Below are 21,326 nucleotides of genomic sequence, written 5' to 3'. Positions count from 1 at the left end.
GACATCTCTTTTTTAAAATGAAACATTCAAACTGAATGAATAAGTCGGTCGGTCGGATAGTTGTACTGTCGCGAAACCGCTTTGTGTTGCTGTTTGTCCTTTTAGCTTTGAGGAACAGATGGTAAACAGGTTTGTTCCTGACAAGGTCAAGGCCAAACGTGACATTCTGAGTTTGGGTAATATGCGTTCGCCAAATTCGTAGGTGAAACTAAGGCTGGAACATTTTAAATAATTACCGCTCACGACCCGGTAGTCGGAATAGTCGTACATTTCCCATGCACTGTTAGCTATTTTTTGAATCTCTTTCCTTGAGGTTGTTGCCCAGTGCCCGGAGTAGTACTGGTAGGAGTCGCTACTGTTGGGGATGATTGCGGGAATGTTCGTGTGTTTTTCGTCCCCGGATTTTTGCCAGCGATCCAGAAATTCCCTGCGAAGGTTGTATTCCGGTTCGATGTCTGACCCGTTTCCATTGTCAAACAGGCGAAATAGACGAACTTTTGACCCCAAGCTGTAGGCGAATGCGCCGCTCATGCGTAGATTTTTATAGCGTAATGTCGTGTTCAATCCCCCGGACATATAGGGTTCACGACGTCCGGAAGCTTTTAGAACTTTGGTGTAAGTTTCATATTTGCTTAGTCCGTCGAGTTCCTGTTGCCGGGCTTCCATATCATCAAATAATGGTCCGCCGTCAATGGAGCTAAGTCCGATAAATTTGTAGGAGTAGAAGGTGTTTATAGCCTTACCCTTGATTACAGCCGTGCCGTTCAGGAAATCGGTAAGTTCGTACGTTTGGGAGTCCGGGTCACTTTTTACTTTATTAAAGTTTTTAGAGAACGAGGTGGATAGAGTCCAACGGAAATCCTGATTCATGATCGGGGAGATCGTGATATCGATGCTGTAACCGCTATTCTCGATGTCGCCCCCGTTGATGATGTATGAATTGATCCCGTTCATGGATGCGATTTTTTTAGTCATGAAGGCGTCATTGGTACGTTTGTAATAATATTGTCCTTCAAATTGGATTCGCCTTTGTAGGATAGAGAACATGAACCCGGTATTTAATGAACTCGTTTTTTCCCATTTTAGATTCGGGTTGGGATAACGGGCAATTTCGGATTTGTATTTGTTATAGTAATTGTCTAGCGGGAGTTTTTTGATTACAAGTGCCGGGGATTGATCCGATAACATGTTACCTTGGTAACCGAAAGAAACTTTCAGGGTCATGTAGTCGATCCATTTTGCTTTCAAGGCCTCGTGTTCTGAGAAATTGTAAGCCCCGGAAATAGACCAGATCGGTAATAATTTGTCATTACTTTTGTCTCCGAAATTATTCGAACCGTCAATCCGCCCGTTCACGTTGAACGTGAAATAGTTTTTATAACTATACGAGACGGAAATAAACCCGGATAACATATTCGTTTTATTATCCATGATCGTGGGGACGTTGCTTGCCAGCCAATTCCCGTAGGTTGGGTAGTCCGTTATACTGATATTGTCGACGAATATTTTTCCCCGGTCCGGGTAATAACCGCGGGTGACGCTTTTAAAACCATCATAATGGGATGAGCTGAGTTCCCATCCGGCACTGGCATTGATATTGTGTTTTTCTTCGGCTCCAAAGTATTTGTTGATGTTTACCTGAATACGCACCGTGATTGAATTGTTATTTGTTTCATCGCGAGTTAATTCTCCCCCGAAAGGCAGTACGCTGCTGCTGCCCGTGGCGGGAAGTGTTCCGTATTCCGTGTCTCGTAATTTAGCCGCGTAAAAAGTCTTTTCTCCCCAATAACCCTCGATTTCCGTGTTCTGGGTGGTGTATGAAATGATGGCATTGGCATTTAACCATTCCGTGAAATTGAATCTCAAATTTGCGTTTACGGTTAATCCCATGATATGTTGTTTGTTATAACTATTTTCCAGCTCGTTGAGGATGTTGTAATTAAATCTGTATGTTGAGAATCCGGTTCTTTTTTGGTAATAGTGGTATTCTCCTGCCTCGTCGTAGGCTGGGATGGCCCGGCTGGTTTTATATGCGTAATCAATAGGCGCAACATCTGATTGATTATATTTTCTTTTGCTTTCATTGCCTTGTAATTGGAAAAAAGCTGTTACCCATTTGCTGAACGTGGTTTCCAGATTTAAGGCAGCCGTGTAACGTTGATTGTAGTTCCCCTTGATCACGTCATTTTCCCGGGTATATCCGAGTGAGGCATAGTAACGGGTTTTTTCCGAGCCCCCGGATATACTGACGGTATGTTGATGTGAGAAACTATCTTCCGTGAGTAATTTGAACCAATCGGTATTCATGGTTTCAAGTTGGGCAACTTTTTTGTCGAAGTCTGAATCCGTGATTTCTTTGTTATACAATTGGTTTAATAATCCTTCGTATCCAACAGAGTAATTAGCGTAGTAGTCGTACACGTAGCGTTGGGCGAACAATTCCTTGGAAAATTGAATCCGTTCTTTAGAGTTCATTAGATCGATTTTTCGATCTGAGTAACGGGGACGCTGACGCAGGGTTGTTGTCATGTTATAATTAATTATCGGTGCTCCGATATGCCCTTTTTTCGTGGTGATCACGATAACCCCGTTGGCTGCTTTCGTCCCGTACAGGGCGGTGGCGGCGGCATCTTTCAGAATATCGAGACGTTCAATATCTTGGGGATTTATTCCGGCAATGGCATTACCGATACGATTGATGTAGTCGGGATCATTTAATTCTTCAGCCGAGATGGGGACTGGGTCTTGTACGATGATACCATCTACTACCCACAACGGTTCCCGATTTCCGACCAGTGTCGATGTCCCCCGGATACGGATCTTGGGTGCGACACCAACCTCTCCGGAATTGGTCATCAGAATCATGTCGGTAACTCTTCCTTCGAGCATCTGATCAATGGAAGAGGCGCTTGGAATCATGATGTCATCCATTTTCATGGAAGAGATGGCACTGGTCGATTTTTTCTTGTTAAGTACTTGGTAACCGGTTATGACTACCTCTTCCATTTCCTGAAAGTCTTCTTCCATGATAACGGTTAAATCCTTTTCTCCTTTATACGTGATTGTTTTTGGCTTCATGCCTACAAAGGAGAAGATTAGTTCAATATTTGCATCTTGTGGCGGCGTGATCGTGAAATGTCCCTCTTTGTCTGTGGCAACTCCAATGGTTGTTCCTTTGATCATGACAGTTACTCCGGGAAGAGGGATTTTCTTTTTATCCATAACCGAGCCTCGAATCTGTATCGTTTTAGGCGTTTCAATCGGTTTTGCCGGACGGATGATGATGGTGTTGTTGTTGTCGAATCGATACGTGAATTCTTTTTGTAGCACGTGATCCAGAACATCTGTAAGTTTCATCTTCAGTCGTGGCATTTGCATTATTTTCCGGATGTCCAGTTCGTTCTCACTGTAGAAAATATCGTATTTCAGTTGTTGTGTGATGAGGTCGAAAACTTGTTCCATCATCATTTGGCGTGTTGTAAAAGTAACACTGTCTTCTTGGGTCAAGGGGGATGCTTTACAGGTTACAGAGCCTGTAAACAAGCTTAATGCGATGAATGTGATAAGCATGACCCTTTTTTTTAACTTTTCTTGTAAGTAAAAAATGTGATCTGACTCTTTTTTTTTCATAATTTTGTAATTGAATTAGTATTAGCCTTTTATTCTACCGACTGCAAATGGAAAATAAAAGGTGTATTATTAATAAGGGAATGGGTTATTCATGTACTCGTTCCTTTATTTTTTATTTTCTTTACAGTGATAATTTTGCCATTGATGTCAAATGTTATATCCGTGGTTTCTTCTAAGTATTGTAGCATTGATTCCAGTGAATTGTGTTTATTGATAACTCCCCTGAAATACATATCCTTGATTTCTTCTTGTTGGTAATGCATCTGGAAATCGTACCATCGTTCCAATTTTCTCACGATGTCTTCAAAACGGTAACCTTTAAAGTAGAATTTTCCGTCAAGCCACGAGGTGTAGAGTTCGGTTTCAACTGTTTTTATCTCGATCTCTCCCGTGTTGTTGTTTAGTGAATATTGTTCGGATGGTTGTAATATTTTTCCTTCATGATCAGCTATTTGTATGGCTACTTTTCCCTGTACTAAAGTTACTTGCCAGCTTGGATCTTCCGGGTAGGCTGAAACATTGAAACGGGTACCCAGTACGGTTACGGTTTTGTCTCCCGAATGTACGATAAAAGGAGCATGTTCATTTTTTTCGATCTCGAAAAATGCTTCACCTTCAAGATAAACTTCCCGGCAGGTAGGAGTAAATTGAACCGGGAATTTTAACGTGGATTCCGAATTCAACCACACGATGGAGCCGTCTGCCAGTTTTAAGGAAAACTCTCCGCCTTTGGGGATAATCAATTGATTATATTCGACAGGGACGTTTCCTTCTCCGAGAGAATCGATGTTATAATATAAGGTGTTATTTAAAGAATCTTTCGTGATTTTTACGCCTAAATCTTTTATGGAGATATTCTGCTCCATGTTTTCAAGGTAGAGATGCTCTCCCGTTGCCAGTATTAATTTTGCTTTAGAAGGGACGGACTGGATGTTCGGGTGATTCATGTCAGATTGTTGAAAATACCATAGATAGGAACCCATGGATAGTGTCAATATGAAAATGGCCGCATATTTGAAAATACGAAATTTTACCGATGGCTTGGAATATCCTTTACATCTTGATTGTACGTTTTTCCATGCTGAATCTACCCCGTCGTTTTCATTTTGTAGGGAGTAAAAAGCTCTTCTGATTAAAAAGTATATCTGTTTGTTCATGTTTTTCCAGTTTCATTTTGCTTAAGGGGATCGAAACCGGAAAATGGGTGACCCTAAAATGAAATATTTTTCATGTTTTTTTCAAGAAGCTGTTAATCAATAATAAAAGATAAGTTTTATCATCTAATTTTTCTCTGAATTTACGATAAGCCTTTGATAAATGAGTTTTAACCGTGTTGACGGATATATTTAGTTCTTCTGCGATGTCTTTATACTTTTTGCCATCCATACAATTCATGACAAAGACAATTCGACATTGTTCGGGAAGTTCTTGTAGGATTTTTTTAGCCTCTTCCAGTTTAATGAGTTCTTCTTCCGAATATTCAGATTCTTGGAGATAGATGATAAATTCTGCGAGACGAGGAAGGTGAGTACGTTCTAGCATTTGTTTTTTTAGGTAGTGTAATGCTCCGTGCCGCACGGTAGAATAGAGGTAAGTCTGGATTGTCGTTTTGATTTCTAGTGTTTTACGGTTGTTCCATAGATATACGAAAGCATCTTGAACGATGTCTTCACTGGCTTGTTTATTCATCACGATTCCTTGACAATAGTTACGTAAAGGGGTGTAGTAATTTTTAAAAAGCTTTTCGAAGATTAGTGGGTCTATTTTTGAAAAACTTTGAAAATCATTTGAATATGTTTCTTCTGTTGATGGCATAGTTACTTGTTCTCATTCAATCCGCATCTTAATTCATGTCCGTGATTTTGATCCCTCCGTTAGAAATGTCCGTGTAGCTGTCTTTCCGAAGGCTTTCGATATACTGTATATTTATGGAATATAATTGGTTGCTCATTTTTTTTGATTATAGATTCAATGCTTGTAAATTTAGTGAAAATATATTTATATCAATATAATATAGAAAATATTTTTAGAATCTACCTTTCTTTGAAGTAAAAAATGAAACAGTTATTCGTGGGTTGAGTCAGGACTTTTTTACTTTCTATTTGACCGTCAATTGATAAATAAACTCTTTATTATGTTTCGATTATATTCGTTTTAATATTATATTTTAGGGAAAATGGGGGGGTATGAAAATCGGGATACAGAAACAAACTCTTGTATCCCGGTTATTTCAAATAGTAATCAATAATTAACTTTCCGAAAAATAGAGAAAGTTATTTTGTTGATTTTGTAGCGGAAATTATTCGTGAAATAATTCTGTTAACTTGTCTATCAGAGCTTTCCCTCGCAGATCCAATGCAATAAGTACTCCTTTACTATCCACCAGATACATGGTCGGGATTGCCTTTACTTTATAGAGACCTGCCACCTCGTTGCTGCGGAAGTTGGGCCACGTGAGTTTTTCTTCATCTAAAGCTTTCTTCCAATCAGATTCTTTTTTATCAGTGGAAATACTGATAATTTGGAATCCCTTGTCTGCGAATTTCGCATAGGCATCTTTCAAATTCGGGATTTCTTTACGACACGGGCCACACCAAGATGCCCAAAAGTCAATAAGTGCATATTTCCGTCCTTCAAGCAACGATTGCAAGCTGTGTTCTTTTCCATTCGCTTCTTTCACCGTGAATGCTGGGACCGGTTGTCCAACACGTCCCGCTGGGTATAGTTCCTCGTACACCATTTTTCCATAATAACTATCTTTGGCCTCTTGTGAGAACTGCTCGTAAAGATTTTTTTGATCAGGAGTTAAATAGGAGGTTAAAGCAATTAGTGCTAGCGGTCCCCAAAAGGTTTCCTTGTTTTCCAAAATTATGCGATTGTAATTTTTTTCCATGGCTTGGAAAAATTCTTTATCTTCCTTCTGCATATTTTTTCCTATCTCAGAATCCATCAGCTCTTGCATCTTTGCAGCATCTTTGTCCGTATACGCTTTGCTGTAGGCATTGGTAAAATCATTGTAACGTTTTTGGAAATCCTTACGGATTCTATCAAGAGAATCTCGCGGGGACATCATCCGTTTGTAGTAATCGGTCAGAGGCGAGCCTTTCACCATCGCAGAAAAATTATATATTGGTAGACTGTCTTTGCCGACAAAGGAACATGTTACATTCCCGTCTACGAAGATATTTTTATCTTCCAACATCAAATCTAATTTTCCGTAACAATCCTTCACTCTCAATATCATTAAGCGGGGTGTCAACACGGTTCCCTCGAAAATAAATTTACCCTCCTTTATTGATGTTTCAGTTAGAACAGGCTCTTCGTGATGTGCGAAAGGGACTAATTGGAGTATTGTCCCGTCCTTCAGGCCTTTGATATTCCCTTTCAACGTATATTTCCCGGCAGGTTGTTGTTGGGCACAGCCTAACAGGCACAAACAAGCCCATAGTCCATAGACTAAATTTTTCATATTCATATTTTTATATTCTAATTCTGATTCAGATTAAATCTATTCGTTTTGTTCAATCAATGAGCAAATACTGATAATCTTGCCCCAACCCGTGGTAATGGTGGGATTTTCCCGCTTTATCATATTATTCCATGGAGCTACACCTGTATACTGCGTTGTCGGTATACCATTGGTGTGGTCCATCTCAAATTCAAGAAGTTTCCCTTCTTGTTTATTGCTGTCCCACAAAGCGATATAAAACATGCAACTTCCGGTAGGCCATCCTCCCACACCGGGGACGTGTATTGTTGTGACTGTTTCGTTGGCAGAACAGGAATATACCAATCGGGATGCACTGTTTCCGCTCGTGGGCGAAAAAGAGTATACTGCCTTGTCCGTGGCATAATAAAAAGCATTCGCGGCATTGCTGCATGCAAAATATTTGGCGTTGGCGATTTCTGAACAACCCGACAAATCTGTTTTGGGGGAAGTGCTGCTACCTAGGTAAGACAAGTCACCATCGTCCTTCACGTTATAGAACAAATAGCGATGTAGCCAATATGTCCCGTTATCATTTAGGATGGCATACGTTGAATTTCCCGTGCCGCGCATGATCACGATGGGATCCGCTGGTAAGGTATTTGCATCGAGTATAGCATCAATATTTGTCGTCCCGAAACTACTAATGGAACTTGCTTTGGAGAAATAAGGGCGAAAGCAGTGATTCTGTTTGTCGTAAATTACTTGATCGGCTCCGATGGCTCCTGCCAAAGAGTTCCAATTTGTTTTCGTTTTTCCCATCAAGAAATCACTCGCCTTGTAATTCCCGGCGATTGGAGCAGAAAATTTTAAATCATTTGCTTTGTCCGTGTACAATACATGGAGTTTACCGTCATTAATCAAGAACTCGCCGGTGTTACCAGCCTCACCGAATATGAAGTTATTCTGCGGATTGAATACTGTCGGTGTTTCGTAGAACATACTGTTCCATTCGTTCATAGTTTGTAAGCCCACGCTGTTCAATCGCCACATATTTTGATCGGTTGCCACCATGTAAGCTTTTTTTGATTTGCCATCGGATGACGGGCGAATGAAAAGTGGTTTACCTGGAAGGGTTCGTCCTGTCTTTTTACTGTAATAGTGGAAATATTGTGCGTCAACGAAACCGGTTATGAATTGTAGCTGGGAATTCAATACTTCTATATCGGTGTTGCCATCTATTGTTTCCGTCAGTAAATAAAGCCCTCTTAATGCTCCGCTCTGATTCACGGATATAAATGTCTCGTTTATTTGCATGAAATTGCGTGCACCGGAAATTGTATCCTCTGCCATGAAATAGAAACGATACATTCCCGGTTTCAAATCGCACACCCAATCTAATTTTTTGGTACGGGCAATCGTGTCTGCGGGGGGATAAACCTGCTTATTCCCTTCCAACACCGGTTTGTATTGTCCTTCCTTCAATGTTAAATAGAACCAACGATAGCGTAACCGTTCTTTGTATTTGTAATCCACGTGGGGGTCGAACACTATGGTATCCCCTGCATTCATAGAAACAGTGATGAGCAATTTCACTTGTTCCGAATCCATTCCGATGGTATCAATTTTGATCACTCCGATTTCTTCCTGCGACATGTAATTGTAGTTTCCCTCGTCATCTGTACAGGCAGCTAAAATAGAGATGTAAAAAAGCGGAAGTAAAAGAAGATTATATAATTTTTTCATGATACATTGCTTTTGTTTAGTTTGGGAATTCAATCAGTTTATTACCTTCTGCTAAGGGATTGTTGGGATGAGCCGCATTATAAGCGTTCAATTCATTAACAAAATGAATGCGATAATATGTCAATTGTGCCCAGCTCATTGTTTCTGGATCGATGACCTCTTTTGCGTGGCTTACCATGAAACGGTATTTAGCGTCGCTGTATTCACCAAAATAGGGGGACCACGCTGTATCCCAGTTGGAGGGGCGGGTAAGGATGTCATTCCACTTGAACAGCAAGTGATCCCATTCCTCTACACCCACGGCAAAATCATCGGAAGGAATCACTTTCAGGTAAAGACTCACTTCCTTTTCTTGTAGTATGGCAGCTCGCTTCAGTATCACGTGGAACGTCGCCGCGTTTGTGTCCGCGGGAATAGTCACCGTCTTGGGAAAGTCATACAGGTCTTTGGAAGCCGTGCTTCGCTCCTCGTCCACCGTTAGGTTTAGCATTCGGGCATAATCTACGGTCTCACCGATAACCCACGCTTGCACGTTCATCGTCATTGTCAAGGTGTCGGTGGGATAGGGCATGAAGGAAAACAGCAAGGAGTCGGTTCCCACGGTCCAAATATCCGGGCCGACAAGTCGCACTCGTGGTTCGTCATGATAATAAAAGCCATCATTCTCACACCCGATCCACAGGAGTATCGATAGCATTGCCATGAATACATATTTCATTTTTTTCATCTGAATTTCGATTAAAATTGGTGATTTTGTTAATTCTCGTATCCCCCGAACTCCACGTCAGAAGAGGGTATGGGCAACACGTACACGCTTTTGTCTGGATTGACCGTAGTTCCTTCAATGGCACTAGCATTCAGTCGTTTGTAATAATAGAATAACTGCCCGCCCTCTCCGACAAACTCCTTTCGGTATTCTTTATAGATTTCCTCTTGAATCTCGTCTGCGGTCAAATGTTCATCCAATGGATAGAGCGAGATACCCCGGTTCTCACGTACCCTATTCAACAAGCGAATCGCTTCTACGGGATCGCTATCCCGAAGACACTCTGCAGCGATGTAATAGGATTCTGTCATCCGGATGATAGGATAAAGACCATTGTACTTGCTTCCTGTGCGATACCAGAATTTTGTGCAATATCTTTTTTCTCCGTCATGTTCGTAGCCGTTATAAAGTCGGTAATCGTTACCTAAGCTTTTGCTTACTTCATAAATATCGTTGGCTTTATTCTCGGAAGGAGTCAACACATTGAGTCCGGCAGTTGCTTTCAAATATCCATCAGAAATGTCTTCCCATCCATTCATTTCCAAATAGAAAATATGCTCGGTTGTGAAAGTCCGATCAATAGTGCTTTTATCTCCAGCGTGCTGATTTTGATAGTCGGCCCAATTGAATGGCTTGCTATAATAAGATGTATCTGCCATCGCGATGATTTCACGTGCCTGAGGTAGGGCGTCCTGCTTGTCTTCGTTCCAGAGGTAAGCCCGTGCCAGGGTTGCCACTACTGCATAATAATTAAAATAACCGATGCGAAGTGTCCGTTGTGTATATGGGGTTTCTGATGTTTTCAAAATATCGTGTTCCAAACACGCTTTGGCTTCCAGTAGATCTTTGATTATTAAATTCATGGTTTCGTCCACGGTCTTTTGGCTCACGATATCCGTCGAGTATTCTGTCACGTAGGGTACACCTTTGGCATTTCGATTCATTTTGGGGGAGCAAGCGAAGAGACGCATTAACTCTAAGTGCAGGAATGCTCGTAAACCAAGGGCTTCCCCTTTGTAAAGATAATAATTCGTGGTATCCGACCATATATTCGGATTTACCTTGTCGATATTGCGCAACAGAATATTAAGATTCGCAATACATGAATATGTTTCATTCCAAATACGATGAATGATTCCCTCGCAAGTCGAATTAGTATAATCATACTCGGTTGCGTAGCGCCAAGTTGTGCTGTTCGCATCTACGTTGTAATTTTGCGATAAAACCTCGGTAAAACCGATGCCCATTTGCAATCCGTACATCGCCTTGGTGGACATGCGAGTGTAGACACCGGTCAGTTGGTCTTTGAATCCTCCTTCCCGGGAAAAGTGTTTTTCTTCTTTGATTTGAGATTTCGGACTAACTTCCAACCAATTATTACAGGAAGAAAGGCAACCCAGAAATATCAACAATAAAAATCCTTTCGTTATTATTTTTTCCATAATCAAATGCTTTTAGAATTTAAATCAAAAAGTTGCCTGAACTGATAGCGAGAACGTACGGGCAAACGGATAACTAGTTCCCCTTTCCGTTTTTACCGAAGAAATCACAAATAAATCATTCAAGTAAGCCGTCACTTTCAGACGTTCCAAAAAGGACGTCTTTATAAACTGCCAATCCTGAAAATCGTAATATAAACTCAAGGAAGAAAGCGTGAACGTATTATACTTTTCGACAAAACGTGAAGTCGGATACGTGGTGGTTTGATCTTTCACGGATTTGTAAAGTGCCTTGTCTCCGGGCTTTTGCCAACGGTCGGTGAATACTCGACGATCTACATTGTATTCTATCGGGGCATTCTCGACTTTATTTACCAAGGTGGAATTATAAATCTCTCCACCCCAACGATAACTGGTTGTCAAGGAAAATCCTATGCCCTTGAATTCACCATTCACACCGAAATTACCATTGAATTTGGGTTGGGAATCACCACACACTACTTGATCATTAACATCGTATATGTACGTTGTGCGGCCATCTTTTTTCACGAAAATCTCCTTACCGCTCTGTGGGTCTATCCCTCGCGATTTGACAGCCCAAATAGCATTCATGGAACATCCTTCGTAATATTTAATAGAAGGCGTAGTTCGACCATCTTCCAACATTGTCGCGTCTTGCTCGTCATTCCAAGCACGTAGGCTGTTGGATATCTTTTTCAACGTATTTTTGTTATGTGCCACGGTGGCATATACGTTCACATAATTACGGGAATGATGATACACTTTACTATTTAAATAAAGTTCCCACCCTTTATTCTCGGCTTCTCCTAAGTTTGCTACATAGGTGGAAAAACCCGTGGTGGCCGGAACCGTCACGTCCGTGATCATTCCTTTCGTATTTGCGATATAGTAATCGAAACGCCCGGATAAGCGGTCTTTGAAAAAATTAAAATCAATCCCGAAATTACTGTCGTATTTTTCTTGCCAACGTAATCCGGAATTAGCCAGTCCCTTCACGTAAGAACCGATACCATTTTTATAGGAGTTATCTCTATAATAAATCATGGTAGGCATTGCGTCGTAGGAATTAAATCCTTGACTACCTGTATATCCGAATGAAGCCCGTAATTTTAACCGAGAGAGTACATTTTGATTTTTCATGAAAATTTCGTTATGAGCATTCCATCCTCCGCCAATGGACCAAAAGGTACCCCAGTGATTATCTGCCCCGGTTTCCGATGAGCCACTCAATCGGTAATTGACATCCAGTAAATAGCGTTCATCGTAGGAATAATTTAATGCCAGTAATCCACCGCAACTCCGAGAAATTCCCTCCGAACCATCAGGTTTGGCATCTTGGGCATACTGAATGGCAAACGAGATGTCATTCATGTAATCATTGGGAAATCCTTCCGCTTCAATATCAACCGAGGAATAAACATTATTACTCATGTTCAATTGGGCGTTTAAAAAGAATACATGTTTGTCCAACTGAACGGAGTAACTTAATCCCATATCGGCATTTATGTTGAAATGTTTACCATTGGACTGATTATAATTACCTTTGCGGAAGATGTCTGCAACAGATATGAAATCAGTGTGATTCGCTGGTTTGAAAACATCCTTCGTCGTGGTTTTACGTACCAATCCGAATCGCCCGGTCAGACGCAAGTTCTGGCGCAGCAGGCATTCCAGGTAAAAGTTATTGGTGATATTCGTGTAAGTGGAATTATCTATGACGTTTAGTGTCGTATTGAATATCGGGTTGTAAAACGGTCCGATATTCCCGGCCGAATTCGTGTAAGAATAACTCTTTATTAAATTACCATTAGCATCATAGAGGCGACTATAAGGATTCATTTGACAGTATTGGTCAAACGTACCCCAAGGTGATTCGTTGCTTTCGTTGTAATCAATGCTAAGTTTGTTCCGGAAAGTTAAAATTTTGTAACGATAAGAAAGTGTTATTCCTCCGGAAAAAGTTGTCCGATTTGAGCCTTTCATTACTCCGTTAATTTTATTGTAAGAAAGTTCCACGCCATAAAGCATGGCTTTATCGCCACCCTCGAAATAAAGCGTGTGTTTATGACCAATTCCCACCCGGGTAGGTTGAGCTTTCCAATCTGTGTTCACCCCGGAAAGAATTTCTTGCAATTTATTGGTGTATGTACGATCCAGCGAGATCTGGTTTTCCGCGTTTTCTGACGAGAATAAACCTGCCATCCGCTCGACTTCCAGTTTTTCGATCGCGTTACAAAGGTCATAGCTGCTTAGATCCGGGGCTTCGATATTCAAATTACCGTTGTACGACATCCGCAAACGTCCGGGTTCCGGCTTTCTTGTCTCGATAACAATTACACCGTTTGCTGCTTTTGCTCCATAAATAGCTTTCGCTGTGGCATCTTTCAATGTTGTCAAACTCTCGACCAAATTCATATCCAAATCCAGTATTTTAGTTAGTTCCGTCTCGAACCCGTCCAGAATGAATAAAGGTTGGTTGGCACTTGAAGCGTATTCTCCTTGAATACTGGAAATCGTTGAACCGCCACGCATTTGAAAGTCTGGCAAGGCGTTCGGATTGGAACCCATTGCAAGATTTTCGATTTGAAGAAAAGAGGGATCTATGTTTTTTAAACTTTGTAGTACATTCTGATTACCTACTCTCCGCAATTCTTCTCCTTTTACGGTTACAACGGATCCTGTAAACGTGTTGGCTTTTCGGGTAAAAGCACCTGTGACAACGATTTCTTCCATTTCCTGTGAATCTTCTTCCATGACGATAGTCAGGTTCTGACCTTTGTAAGGGATGATCTGGGTTTTCATCCCGATAAAAGAGATAATCAAGGTGATGTTGGAATCTTTCGGCTGAATAATTTCGAAATTTCCGTTCATATCCGTGGCGACACCGGTGGTTGTACCCTTAATAAGCACGGTTACGCCGGGTAGGGGAACTTTCTTTTTGTCCGTGATGGTACCTCGTATTTTCTTGATCTGTTCCTGTTGTTGAGGTTCAGCCTTACGAATGACGATCACTTTGTCGAGAATGGAGTAGGTGTACCCGCTGTTCTTCAGGCAAGCATCGAGAATGGTTCTGACGTCGGAATCCTTCACGTTCATGGTGATGGATCCGATATGATCCAGTTCCTCCACGTTGTAGACGAACGTGTAGTCGCTTTGCTGTTTTATGATCCGGATGATTTCCCGGATATTACTATTTTCCACCGCTACCGAGAATTTAGCCTCTTGGGCGTGGATTCCGGCCGATAAATTCATGCAGAATAATAGCATCAATAAGCTACTTAATTTCATAATTAACAGTAGTTTTTTTAATTTTTCACGCGCACAAGCGTGAATAAAACAATCTTTTTCCATACTTTTGTTTTACTGATTTGTACTTACACTCGCTTTGACCGGGGAGTGTGGTTCACGAATTATAGCGATGGGACGTGCTGCCAACATGTCCCGTTTCTATTTTCAGATTACTGGATGTATATGGTTTTTCCCTCCTTTCTGCACTTGACCACGTGCGTCTCTTCAATCAATTTCAATACTTTGTCAATATCTTCATAACGAGATGTCTCGATGGTGAATTTCCGTTGTTTCAAGCCTTCTTTCTCAAAAATGACTTCGAACTCGTACCAGCGGGATAATTCCTTCATGATTTCGCCGAGTGGTTTTTCGTCAAAATAGAACATATCCCGTATCCATGCCGTCACGACGTTCGTGTCGACCTTCTTCACTTCGATACGAGTGCTGCCTGACGTGGTGACGGCTTGTTGGCCGGGAGCAATGATTGTTGTTGCCAGTCCATTGCCTACCTTCACTTTTCCGGTCATGAGGGTGGTTGCTACATTCCCGTCAGGAGCGGAGGCATTCACGTTGAACGTGGTTCCCAACACGGTGACCGTGGTTCCCGCGGCCTCAACGATAAAACGGCGGGTGGTGTCGGGTGTCACCTCCAGATAAGCTTCTCCCGTTAAGCGGATTTTTCGTTCTTTTCCCTTGAATTGAACGGGATAGGTCAGTGTACTTTCGGAATTGAGTTTCACGGTTGTGTTGTCGGAAAGGCGAACGGTGTATTCCCCGTATTTGGGAACGATAATCGTGTGATAGATTTCATCCGTTTCAACCGTCTCTTTTTCTGCGGTGGCATAGTCGATTTCCTGTTTTTCCGCGTGTAAAGCGGCATTGTTATTCAAAGCCTCTAGGGAAGATTGCGGGTCATCCAGCGTGATTTTATTTCCGTTTTCCAGTACAAGCTGCACGGCAGAAACAGGCTGGGGAGAGGTGATTATTTCTTCGCTCGGTTGTGTAAGATAATAGTATGTTCCTGTTATGGCTAGAACCAGCACGGCGGCGCTTGACACCAGACGGTAAAGGGTACGTCGGAATGACCGGGGGCTTCTTTCCCCGGTACGATATTTTTTCTCGAATAGATTCCAACTTTCTGTCGTGGATGGTGAAGTCGCGTTTCCGTCGAATGATTTTTGGCGTAATTGTTCATAAAATGCCTTGTTTTTTTCGTTTCTTTCTACCCACGCGGAAAGTCTCCGTTCTTCTGATTCGGGCAGGATTCCCAAACGTTGAAGAGCGACGAGGCGGGCAACTTCCAGTTTCGATAAAATATCTTTTTCCATTTTTTCGTTCCGTTTATTTTTTATGGAATATTCAATTTTCACTTTGAATACGGATGAGGGTGAAAACCGGGTGAGTCAATTTTTAATTTTTTTTTCGGGAAAATGTATCATATACCTTGGGAAACCCTTGAACTATGGTTGTGAGGCCCTATATAATAATATGAATATATCTTTCCGGTTAGCTAATATACTACATAATATGCCTTACTTGCAAGTATAATCTTATCAAAGATCTATTTTATCGAAGATGAATGCTCTATGAATGCAGGATGAATGCTTCGTGGTCTAAATGAACTATCAGAAAAGTGCTAGGAGAATGATAAATTGACATTGCCTAAAGCCGGAGTAAAGCCGGCTTTTTACTAGGGTAATAATCTCCTCGGGTCCTTTCATTACCCTTCCATTGCCCTTTCATCGCCCTTTGCCAATATACCGGAAAAGGTGGGATGGTGTGACGGGATGGTGTGCGGGAGATTATTAGGGATATAAAACTGTGGGATAACGGTTGTATAACCGTGGGTGGGTCTGAACGGGGCATCGGTTTTCCGGATTAAAATGGATTTTCGAATTGTTACATTGAAAAAAAATTTATACCTTGTCAACTCATTTTGACAAGGAAAATTAATCATTAAATAAATAATAAATATGTTTGATAAAAGCGTGTATGTAAATAGAAGAAAGCAACTTATCGACAAGATGAGTGGCGGCTTGGTATTGATACTGGGTAATGAGGAAGCTCCTGCAAATTATCCGTCTAACACGTATAAATTCCGTCAGGATAGTTCTTTCCTTTATTTCTTTGGTTTGAACATGCCCGGGTTTGCCGGGTTGATGGACGTGGATTCCGGGGACGTTTGTCTGTACGGGAACGACGTGGACATGGACGATATTATTTGGATGGGACCACAACCGAGCGTGAAGGATTTGGCTGCCAGCGTGGGTGTGACTTGTTCCGCTCCTTTCGGTAAATTGGCCGGGGCTTTGAAAGAGGCCATCAGCCATGGACGCAAGATTCATTTCTTACCGCCTTATCGTTATCACAACATGTTATTGTTGGAGGATTTGTTGGGTATTCATCACTCGCTGATCAAGAATTATTCTTCTTTGGAATTGATCAAGGCCGTGGTGGCATTGCGTTCCGTGAAGGAGGCTTGCGAGATCGAGCAAATTAACTTGGCTTGTAACATAGGTTACGAGATGCACGTGGCAGCCATGAAACACGCATTACCGGGACAAAAAGAGCAATATATTGCCGGGTTGATCGAGGGAATTGCCGCCTCTTACGGAAGTATGGTTTCTTTCCCCGTGATTCTTTCCCAGAATGGCGAGACGTTGCATAATCACGATCATAGCAAGACATTGACCGTGGGACGTATGATGCTGACGGATGCCGGGGCGGAGAATAATATGAATTATTGTTCCGATTTTACCCGTACGGTTCCGGTGGGTGGACGTTTCGATCAACGTCAGAAAGATGTATATAATATTGTATTGGCTTGTAACAACAAAGCGATGGAGATTGCCCGTCCGGGAGTGACGTACCAGTACGTGCATCTGGAAGTATGCAAGATTCTGGCTCAAGGGTTGAAAGACCTTGGCTTGATGAAAGGCGATGTGAATGCTGCCGTGGCAGCTGGGGCTCACGCGTTATTCATGCCTCATGGGTTAGGTCACATGATGGGACTTGACGTGCATGACATGGAGGACTTGGGACAAATCTACGTGGGTTATGACGACGAGACTCGTCCGATTGATCAGTTCGGTACTTCTTCCTTGCGTATGGGACGTAAGTTGCAACCGGGATTCGTGGTTACCGACGAGCCGGGTTGTTATTTCATCCCCGCTTTGATCGACCAGTGGAGAGACCAAGGATTGCACAAGGAATTCTTGGTATATGACAAGATCGAGACGTACAAGGACTTCGGTGGAATCCGTCTGGAAGATGATATTTTGATCACGGAGAACGGGTGTAAATGTATGGGTGACCGTCGGGCGCCGATTACCGTGGAAGAGGTGGAAAATACGATAAATGGATAAAAATTATAAAGAACAGATATGAAATTCGTTGTATCAAGTAGTAGTTTTTTGATGCGGTTGCAGGCCGTGAGTAAGGTGATTAGTGGAAAACCCGCACAACCGATTCTGGATAATATTTTGTTGGTAGCCAAGGATGATACGTTGTACGCCACGGCATCTGACAAGGAAACGACCATGGAGGCCAAGATCGAGTTGGATAACTTGGATACTCCGGGAAGTATCACGATCCCGGCGAAGTTGTTGCTGGATATTCTGAAAGAGTTCCCGGAACAACCCTTGACGTTTGATATTAACACGGGGACGAACGAGGTGAAGATTATCTCGGATAAGGGAGAGTTTTCCGTGCCGGGAGAGAGTGCCGAGGATTACCCGGTACAATCCGGAATGGACGAGAGTGTGAACACGATTGCAACGAATTGCGGTATGTTGTTGGAGGGGATCACCCGTACGGTTTTCGCCACTGCAAATGATGATTTGCGTCCGGTGATGAACTGTATCTTGATGGAGATGGGACCGGAGAATTTCACGTTCGTGGCTTCGGATGCTCACAAGCTGGTACGTTACAAACGTTTTGACGCCAAGACGGACGGGGATCAGTTCGCGTTGATCCTGCCGAAGAAACCGTCTTTGTTGTTGAAGAATATATTACCGAAGGATGATAGCGAGTTGCGTTTGCAATTCAACGAGAAAATGGCTTGTTTCACTTTCGGAAATTACAAGATGGTTTGTACGCTGGTGGAAGGACGTTTCCCGAACTACAATTCCGTGATCCCGCAGAATAATCCGAAAAAGATCATTATCGAGAAAAAGGAGTTGTATAATTCATTAAGACGGGTTTCCGTGATGGCAAACCAAGCTAGTAACTTGGTGAAGTTTGATTTGAGTAACGGAACGATCGTGATTTCTGCTCAAGACGTGGATTATGCCATGTCAGGACACGAAACGATTACTTGCCAATACGAGGGAGAAGAGATGGCCATCGGGTTCAAGTCTCCTTTCGTGCAAGAGATATTATCCAACCTTAACACGGAGTCTCTGGTATTGGAGTTGTCCGATCCGAGTCGTCCGGGATTGTTCTTGCCTTTCGAGAGCGATAATGAGAACGAGGATTTGTTGATGTTATTGATGCCGATGATGGTTTAATCAGTAAGGCGAAATTCGCCTTACTGATTAAACCGAATTTAAAATTTAGAGTTTAGAATGAAAAAGATTCCGTGATTGCCGATTCGATGATTGGGTGATTAAAATCACTTCATCTAAAATCATTAAATCACTTAATCTATAGGATCTAAAATCATTAAATCTAAAATCTAAAATCATTAAATCTAAAATTAGTAAGTTTTGGAATTAAAATTAACCAACCCGATTGTGTTCTTTGATTTGGAGACAACGGGTATTAATATCGCGAAGGACAAGATCGTGGAGATTTCTGTTTTGAAAGTGATGCCGAACGGGAAAGAGGAACAAAAAACGATCCGGGTGAATCCGGAAATGCATATACCAGAACAGGCGTCTGCGATTCACGGAATTTATGATGATGACGTGAAAGATTGTCCGACGTTTAAGGAGATTGCCAAGGATTTGGCACGTTATATCGAGGGGTGTGATTTGGGGGGATATAATTCGAATCGTTTTGATATTCCATTGCTGGCGGAGGAATTTTTGCGTGTGGACGTGGATTTCGATATGCGGAAACGGAAGTTCGTGGACGTGCAGACAATTTTCCACAAGATGGAGCAACGTACGTTAAGTGCGGCGTATCGTTTTTATTGTAACAAGAATTTGGAAGATGCCCACACGGCGGCTGCCGATACGACGGCCACTTACGAGGTGCTGAAAGCTCAGTTGGATCGTTATAATGACACGTTGGAGAACGACATCGCTTTCCTAAGCAAGTTCTCAACGCAGAATAACACGGCGGATTTTGCCGGATTTATCATTTACAATGAAGAAGGGGTAGAGGTATTTAATTTCGGGAAGAACAAAGGGGTTCCCGTGGTGAAAGTACTGAAAGAGCAACCCGGTTATTTCGCGTGGATGTTGAACGGGGAGTTCCCGTTATATACGAAAAAGATCTTGACCGAGATCCGTTTGCGGACGGCAGGGTTAGTGAAGTGACCCGGGAAAGAGTATTTCCGGATAATTAATTATATTCCTGTTTCTCAAAGACGAGATTCGTGCATTGCCCGGTCTTTGGGAAATAGGAATTTGTATTCTCCTATTTCTCCTCCCACTCCGGTTCGGTCTTCGTTGTATGTTGCGCTAAGGAAACACTTGTTTCAATATGGTTATGCTTTTACTTGTGGCGACGTTACAAGGTGTTACAGTGACGGAAGTAGAAAAATAGAGAAAAAATATATTCTAAATGATAAAGTTTTCCTCGACATGAACCGTCGAGGAAAACTTTATCATTTTATTCCCGTATACGAGTCAGATTAAGTGATCAATAGATGGTTAGGGAGCGTATCAGGTCGAGGGGGAAGAACTCTAATTATAAAGTTATTTGTTTGAAATGTAAATATGGCATATTCATTGCTATTTAACCGAGCGATGGAATGATAATAATTTGTAATAAATAAGAAGGTTTGTTTTATGGGATTTAAATGGATGATTTATATTGCGGTGGCTCTTTTGTGGAGTGGCTGCAAAGGGAAAAAGGATAACACGTATCAGGATATTGTACGTCCTGTGAGAGTGGTAAATGTGGAATCATTAGGTGCTATTAACAAGTTGTACACCGGTGTCGTGGAGGCTGAGGAGTATAGTAATCTGGCGTTTAAATTGTCCGGACCGTTGATTGCTATGAACGTGGACGAGGGGCAGAAGGTGAAAAAGGGACAGGTGATCGCGGCGGTTGACCCGCTGGATTATCGTTTGCAGTTCGAGGCGAACAAGGCGGCTTATTTAACGGCTAAATCCCAGTTGGAACGGAACAAAAGGTTGCTTTCCATGCAGGCGATCTCGCAACAAGAGTACGAAATTGCGGAGGCTAATTATATAAAAGGTAAATCGGCTTACGAGACGTCAGCGAACACGCTGGAAGACACGAAACTGCGGGCCCCGTTTGACGGTTTTGTGGAGAAGAAGTTTGTGGAGAATTACCAGAAGGTGAACCCGGGCGAGTCGATTATCAAGTTGGTTAACCCGAACAAGTTGGCGGTTGGTTTTACGTTGCCGGAGACGAGTGTTGACTTAACTCGCACGCCCATGACGGTGACCGTGGAGTTTGATACCTACAAGGGGATTTGGTTCAAGGCGAAAGTGAAAGAATTTATTGATGCCTCGCCCGATGGAACGGGTATTCCGGTGAAATTGGTAATTGATGATTCCCGGTTTTCGAGGGATAAGCATAATATATATCCCGGTTTTTCCTGTAAAGTAAATTTGAAGATAGAAACTCCGGTGGAGGATAGTTATATCGTGCCGATGAGCGCGTTGTTCAAGAATTCGACCACGAACGAGACGTGTGTTTGGGTGTATGACCCGAAGACGGAGACGGTGACTAGCCGGACCGTGGAGATCGGGCAATTGTTCGGGAATGATAAGATCATGGTGCAGAAGGGACTCACGAATGAGGACACGATTGTCGTGGCAGGGGCGAATTACATAACGGAAGGTCAAAAGGTGAAGTCGCTTAAATAGTT

At 42.2% G+C, this 21,326-nt stretch carries 13 protein-coding genes; 4 read left to right on the top strand and 9 right to left on the bottom strand.

The window, feature by feature from the left end; genetic code table 11:
* Window positions 1-12: 12 nt before the first annotated feature.
* From QVC79_RS09565 to QVC79_RS09525, 9 genes are all read right to left on the bottom strand, one after another.
* Window positions 13-3,570, bottom strand: coding sequence for a SusC/RagA family TonB-linked outer membrane protein (locus tag QVC79_RS09565; RefSeq protein WP_287642470.1), 3,558 nt, complete (start codon window positions 3,568-3,570; stop codon window positions 13-15).
* A gap of 149 nt (window positions 3,571-3,719) precedes the next feature.
* Complete coding sequence (locus tag QVC79_RS09560) at window positions 3,720-4,787, bottom strand: FecR family protein (protein ID WP_270593103.1); 1,068 nt, start codon at window positions 4,785-4,787, stop codon at window positions 3,720-3,722.
* A gap of 70 nt (window positions 4,788-4,857) precedes the next feature.
* Entirely contained in the window at window positions 4,858-5,445 is a 588-nt protein-coding gene (locus QVC79_RS09555; protein ID WP_270593104.1) for an RNA polymerase sigma-70 factor, read from the bottom strand.
* Window positions 5,446-5,929: 484 nt separating this feature from the next.
* A complete protein-coding gene (locus tag QVC79_RS09550; protein ID WP_270593105.1) occupies window positions 5,930-7,099 on the bottom strand; it encodes a TlpA disulfide reductase family protein in 1,170 nt (389 codons plus the stop codon).
* A 39-nt stretch (window positions 7,100-7,138) separates the two neighbouring features.
* Window positions 7,139-8,803 (bottom strand): PKD-like family lipoprotein, encoded by a 1,665-nt coding sequence (locus QVC79_RS09545; protein WP_270593106.1) that lies wholly within the window; start codon window positions 8,801-8,803, stop codon window positions 7,139-7,141.
* 16 nt (window positions 8,804-8,819) lie between these two features.
* On the bottom strand, window positions 8,820-9,530 hold the full coding sequence (locus tag QVC79_RS09540; RefSeq protein ID WP_270593107.1) for a DUF4843 domain-containing protein: 711 nt from the start codon (window positions 9,528-9,530) through the stop codon (window positions 8,820-8,822).
* 29 nt (window positions 9,531-9,559) lie between these two features.
* A complete protein-coding gene (locus tag QVC79_RS09535) occupies window positions 9,560-11,011 on the bottom strand; it encodes a RagB/SusD family nutrient uptake outer membrane protein (protein ID WP_270593108.1) in 1,452 nt (483 codons plus the stop codon).
* A 24-nt stretch (window positions 11,012-11,035) separates the two neighbouring features.
* Complete coding sequence (locus QVC79_RS09530) at window positions 11,036-14,317, bottom strand: SusC/RagA family TonB-linked outer membrane protein (RefSeq protein WP_270593109.1); 3,282 nt, start codon at window positions 14,315-14,317, stop codon at window positions 11,036-11,038.
* 170 nt (window positions 14,318-14,487) lie between these two features.
* Window positions 14,488-15,645 (bottom strand): FecR family protein, encoded by a 1,158-nt coding sequence (locus tag QVC79_RS09525; RefSeq protein WP_270593110.1) that lies wholly within the window; start codon window positions 15,643-15,645, stop codon window positions 14,488-14,490.
* A gap of 645 nt (window positions 15,646-16,290) precedes the next feature.
* On the opposite strand from QVC79_RS09525, the gene QVC79_RS09520 reads away from it, so the two are divergent.
* The 4 genes from QVC79_RS09520 to QVC79_RS09505 all read left to right on the top strand — a co-directional run bounded on the left by QVC79_RS09520 (window position 16,291) and on the right by QVC79_RS09505 (window position 21,324).
* Entirely contained in the window at window positions 16,291-17,682 is a 1,392-nt protein-coding gene (locus tag QVC79_RS09520) for an aminopeptidase P family protein (protein ID WP_270593111.1), read from the top strand.
* Window positions 17,683-17,700: 18 nt separating this feature from the next.
* Window positions 17,701-18,825 (top strand): DNA polymerase III subunit beta, encoded by a 1,125-nt coding sequence (dnaN, locus tag QVC79_RS09515; protein ID WP_270593112.1) that lies wholly within the window; start codon window positions 17,701-17,703, stop codon window positions 18,823-18,825.
* Window positions 18,826-19,023: 198 nt separating this feature from the next.
* Window positions 19,024-19,800 carry a 3'-5' exonuclease gene (locus QVC79_RS09510; RefSeq protein WP_027199774.1) on the top strand — a complete coding sequence of 259 codons (777 nt, stop codon included), beginning with the start codon at window positions 19,024-19,026 and terminating at the stop codon, window positions 19,798-19,800.
* Window positions 19,801-20,274: 474 nt separating this feature from the next.
* A complete protein-coding gene (locus QVC79_RS09505) occupies window positions 20,275-21,324 on the top strand; it encodes an efflux RND transporter periplasmic adaptor subunit (RefSeq protein WP_270593113.1) in 1,050 nt (349 codons plus the stop codon).
* Window positions 21,325-21,326 lie beyond the last annotated feature (2 nt).

This window comes from Butyricimonas sp., from assembly GCF_019423355.1.
In the GTDB taxonomy this organism is placed as follows: Bacteria; Bacteroidota; Bacteroidia; order Bacteroidales; family Marinifilaceae; genus Butyricimonas; species Butyricimonas faecihominis.
This window is presented reverse-complemented; position numbering and strand designations above follow the sequence as displayed.

Coding starts and splice junctions, on each gene's coding strand:
- QVC79_RS09540 (WP_270593107.1), bottom strand. CDS start 9,530: ATGAAAAAAATGAAATATGTATTCATGGCAATGCTATCGATACTCCTG.
- QVC79_RS09505 (WP_270593113.1), top strand. CDS start 20,275: ATGGGATTTAAATGGATGATTTATATTGCGGTGGCTCTTTTGTGGAGT.
- QVC79_RS09555 (WP_270593104.1), bottom strand. CDS start 5,445: ATGCCATCAACAGAAGAAACATATTCAAATGATTTTCAAAGTTTTTCA.
- QVC79_RS09565 (WP_287642470.1), bottom strand. CDS start 3,570: ATGCTTATCACATTCATCGCATTAAGCTTGTTTACAGGCTCTGTAACC.
- QVC79_RS09530 (WP_270593109.1), bottom strand. CDS start 14,317: ATGAAATTAAGTAGCTTATTGATGCTATTATTCTGCATGAATTTATCG.
- QVC79_RS09535 (WP_270593108.1), bottom strand. CDS start 11,011: ATGGAAAAAATAATAACGAAAGGATTTTTATTGTTGATATTTCTGGGT.
- QVC79_RS09550 (WP_270593105.1), bottom strand. CDS start 7,099: ATGAAAAATTTAGTCTATGGACTATGGGCTTGTTTGTGCCTGTTAGGC.
- QVC79_RS09560 (WP_270593103.1), bottom strand. CDS start 4,787: ATGAACAAACAGATATACTTTTTAATCAGAAGAGCTTTTTACTCCCTA.
- QVC79_RS09525 (WP_270593110.1), bottom strand. CDS start 15,645: ATGGAAAAAGATATTTTATCGAAACTGGAAGTTGCCCGCCTCGTCGCT.
- QVC79_RS09520 (WP_270593111.1), top strand. CDS start 16,291: ATGTTTGATAAAAGCGTGTATGTAAATAGAAGAAAGCAACTTATCGAC.
- QVC79_RS09545 (WP_270593106.1), bottom strand. CDS start 8,803: ATGAAAAAATTATATAATCTTCTTTTACTTCCGCTTTTTTACATCTCT.
- dnaN (WP_270593112.1), top strand. CDS start 17,701: ATGAAATTCGTTGTATCAAGTAGTAGTTTTTTGATGCGGTTGCAGGCC.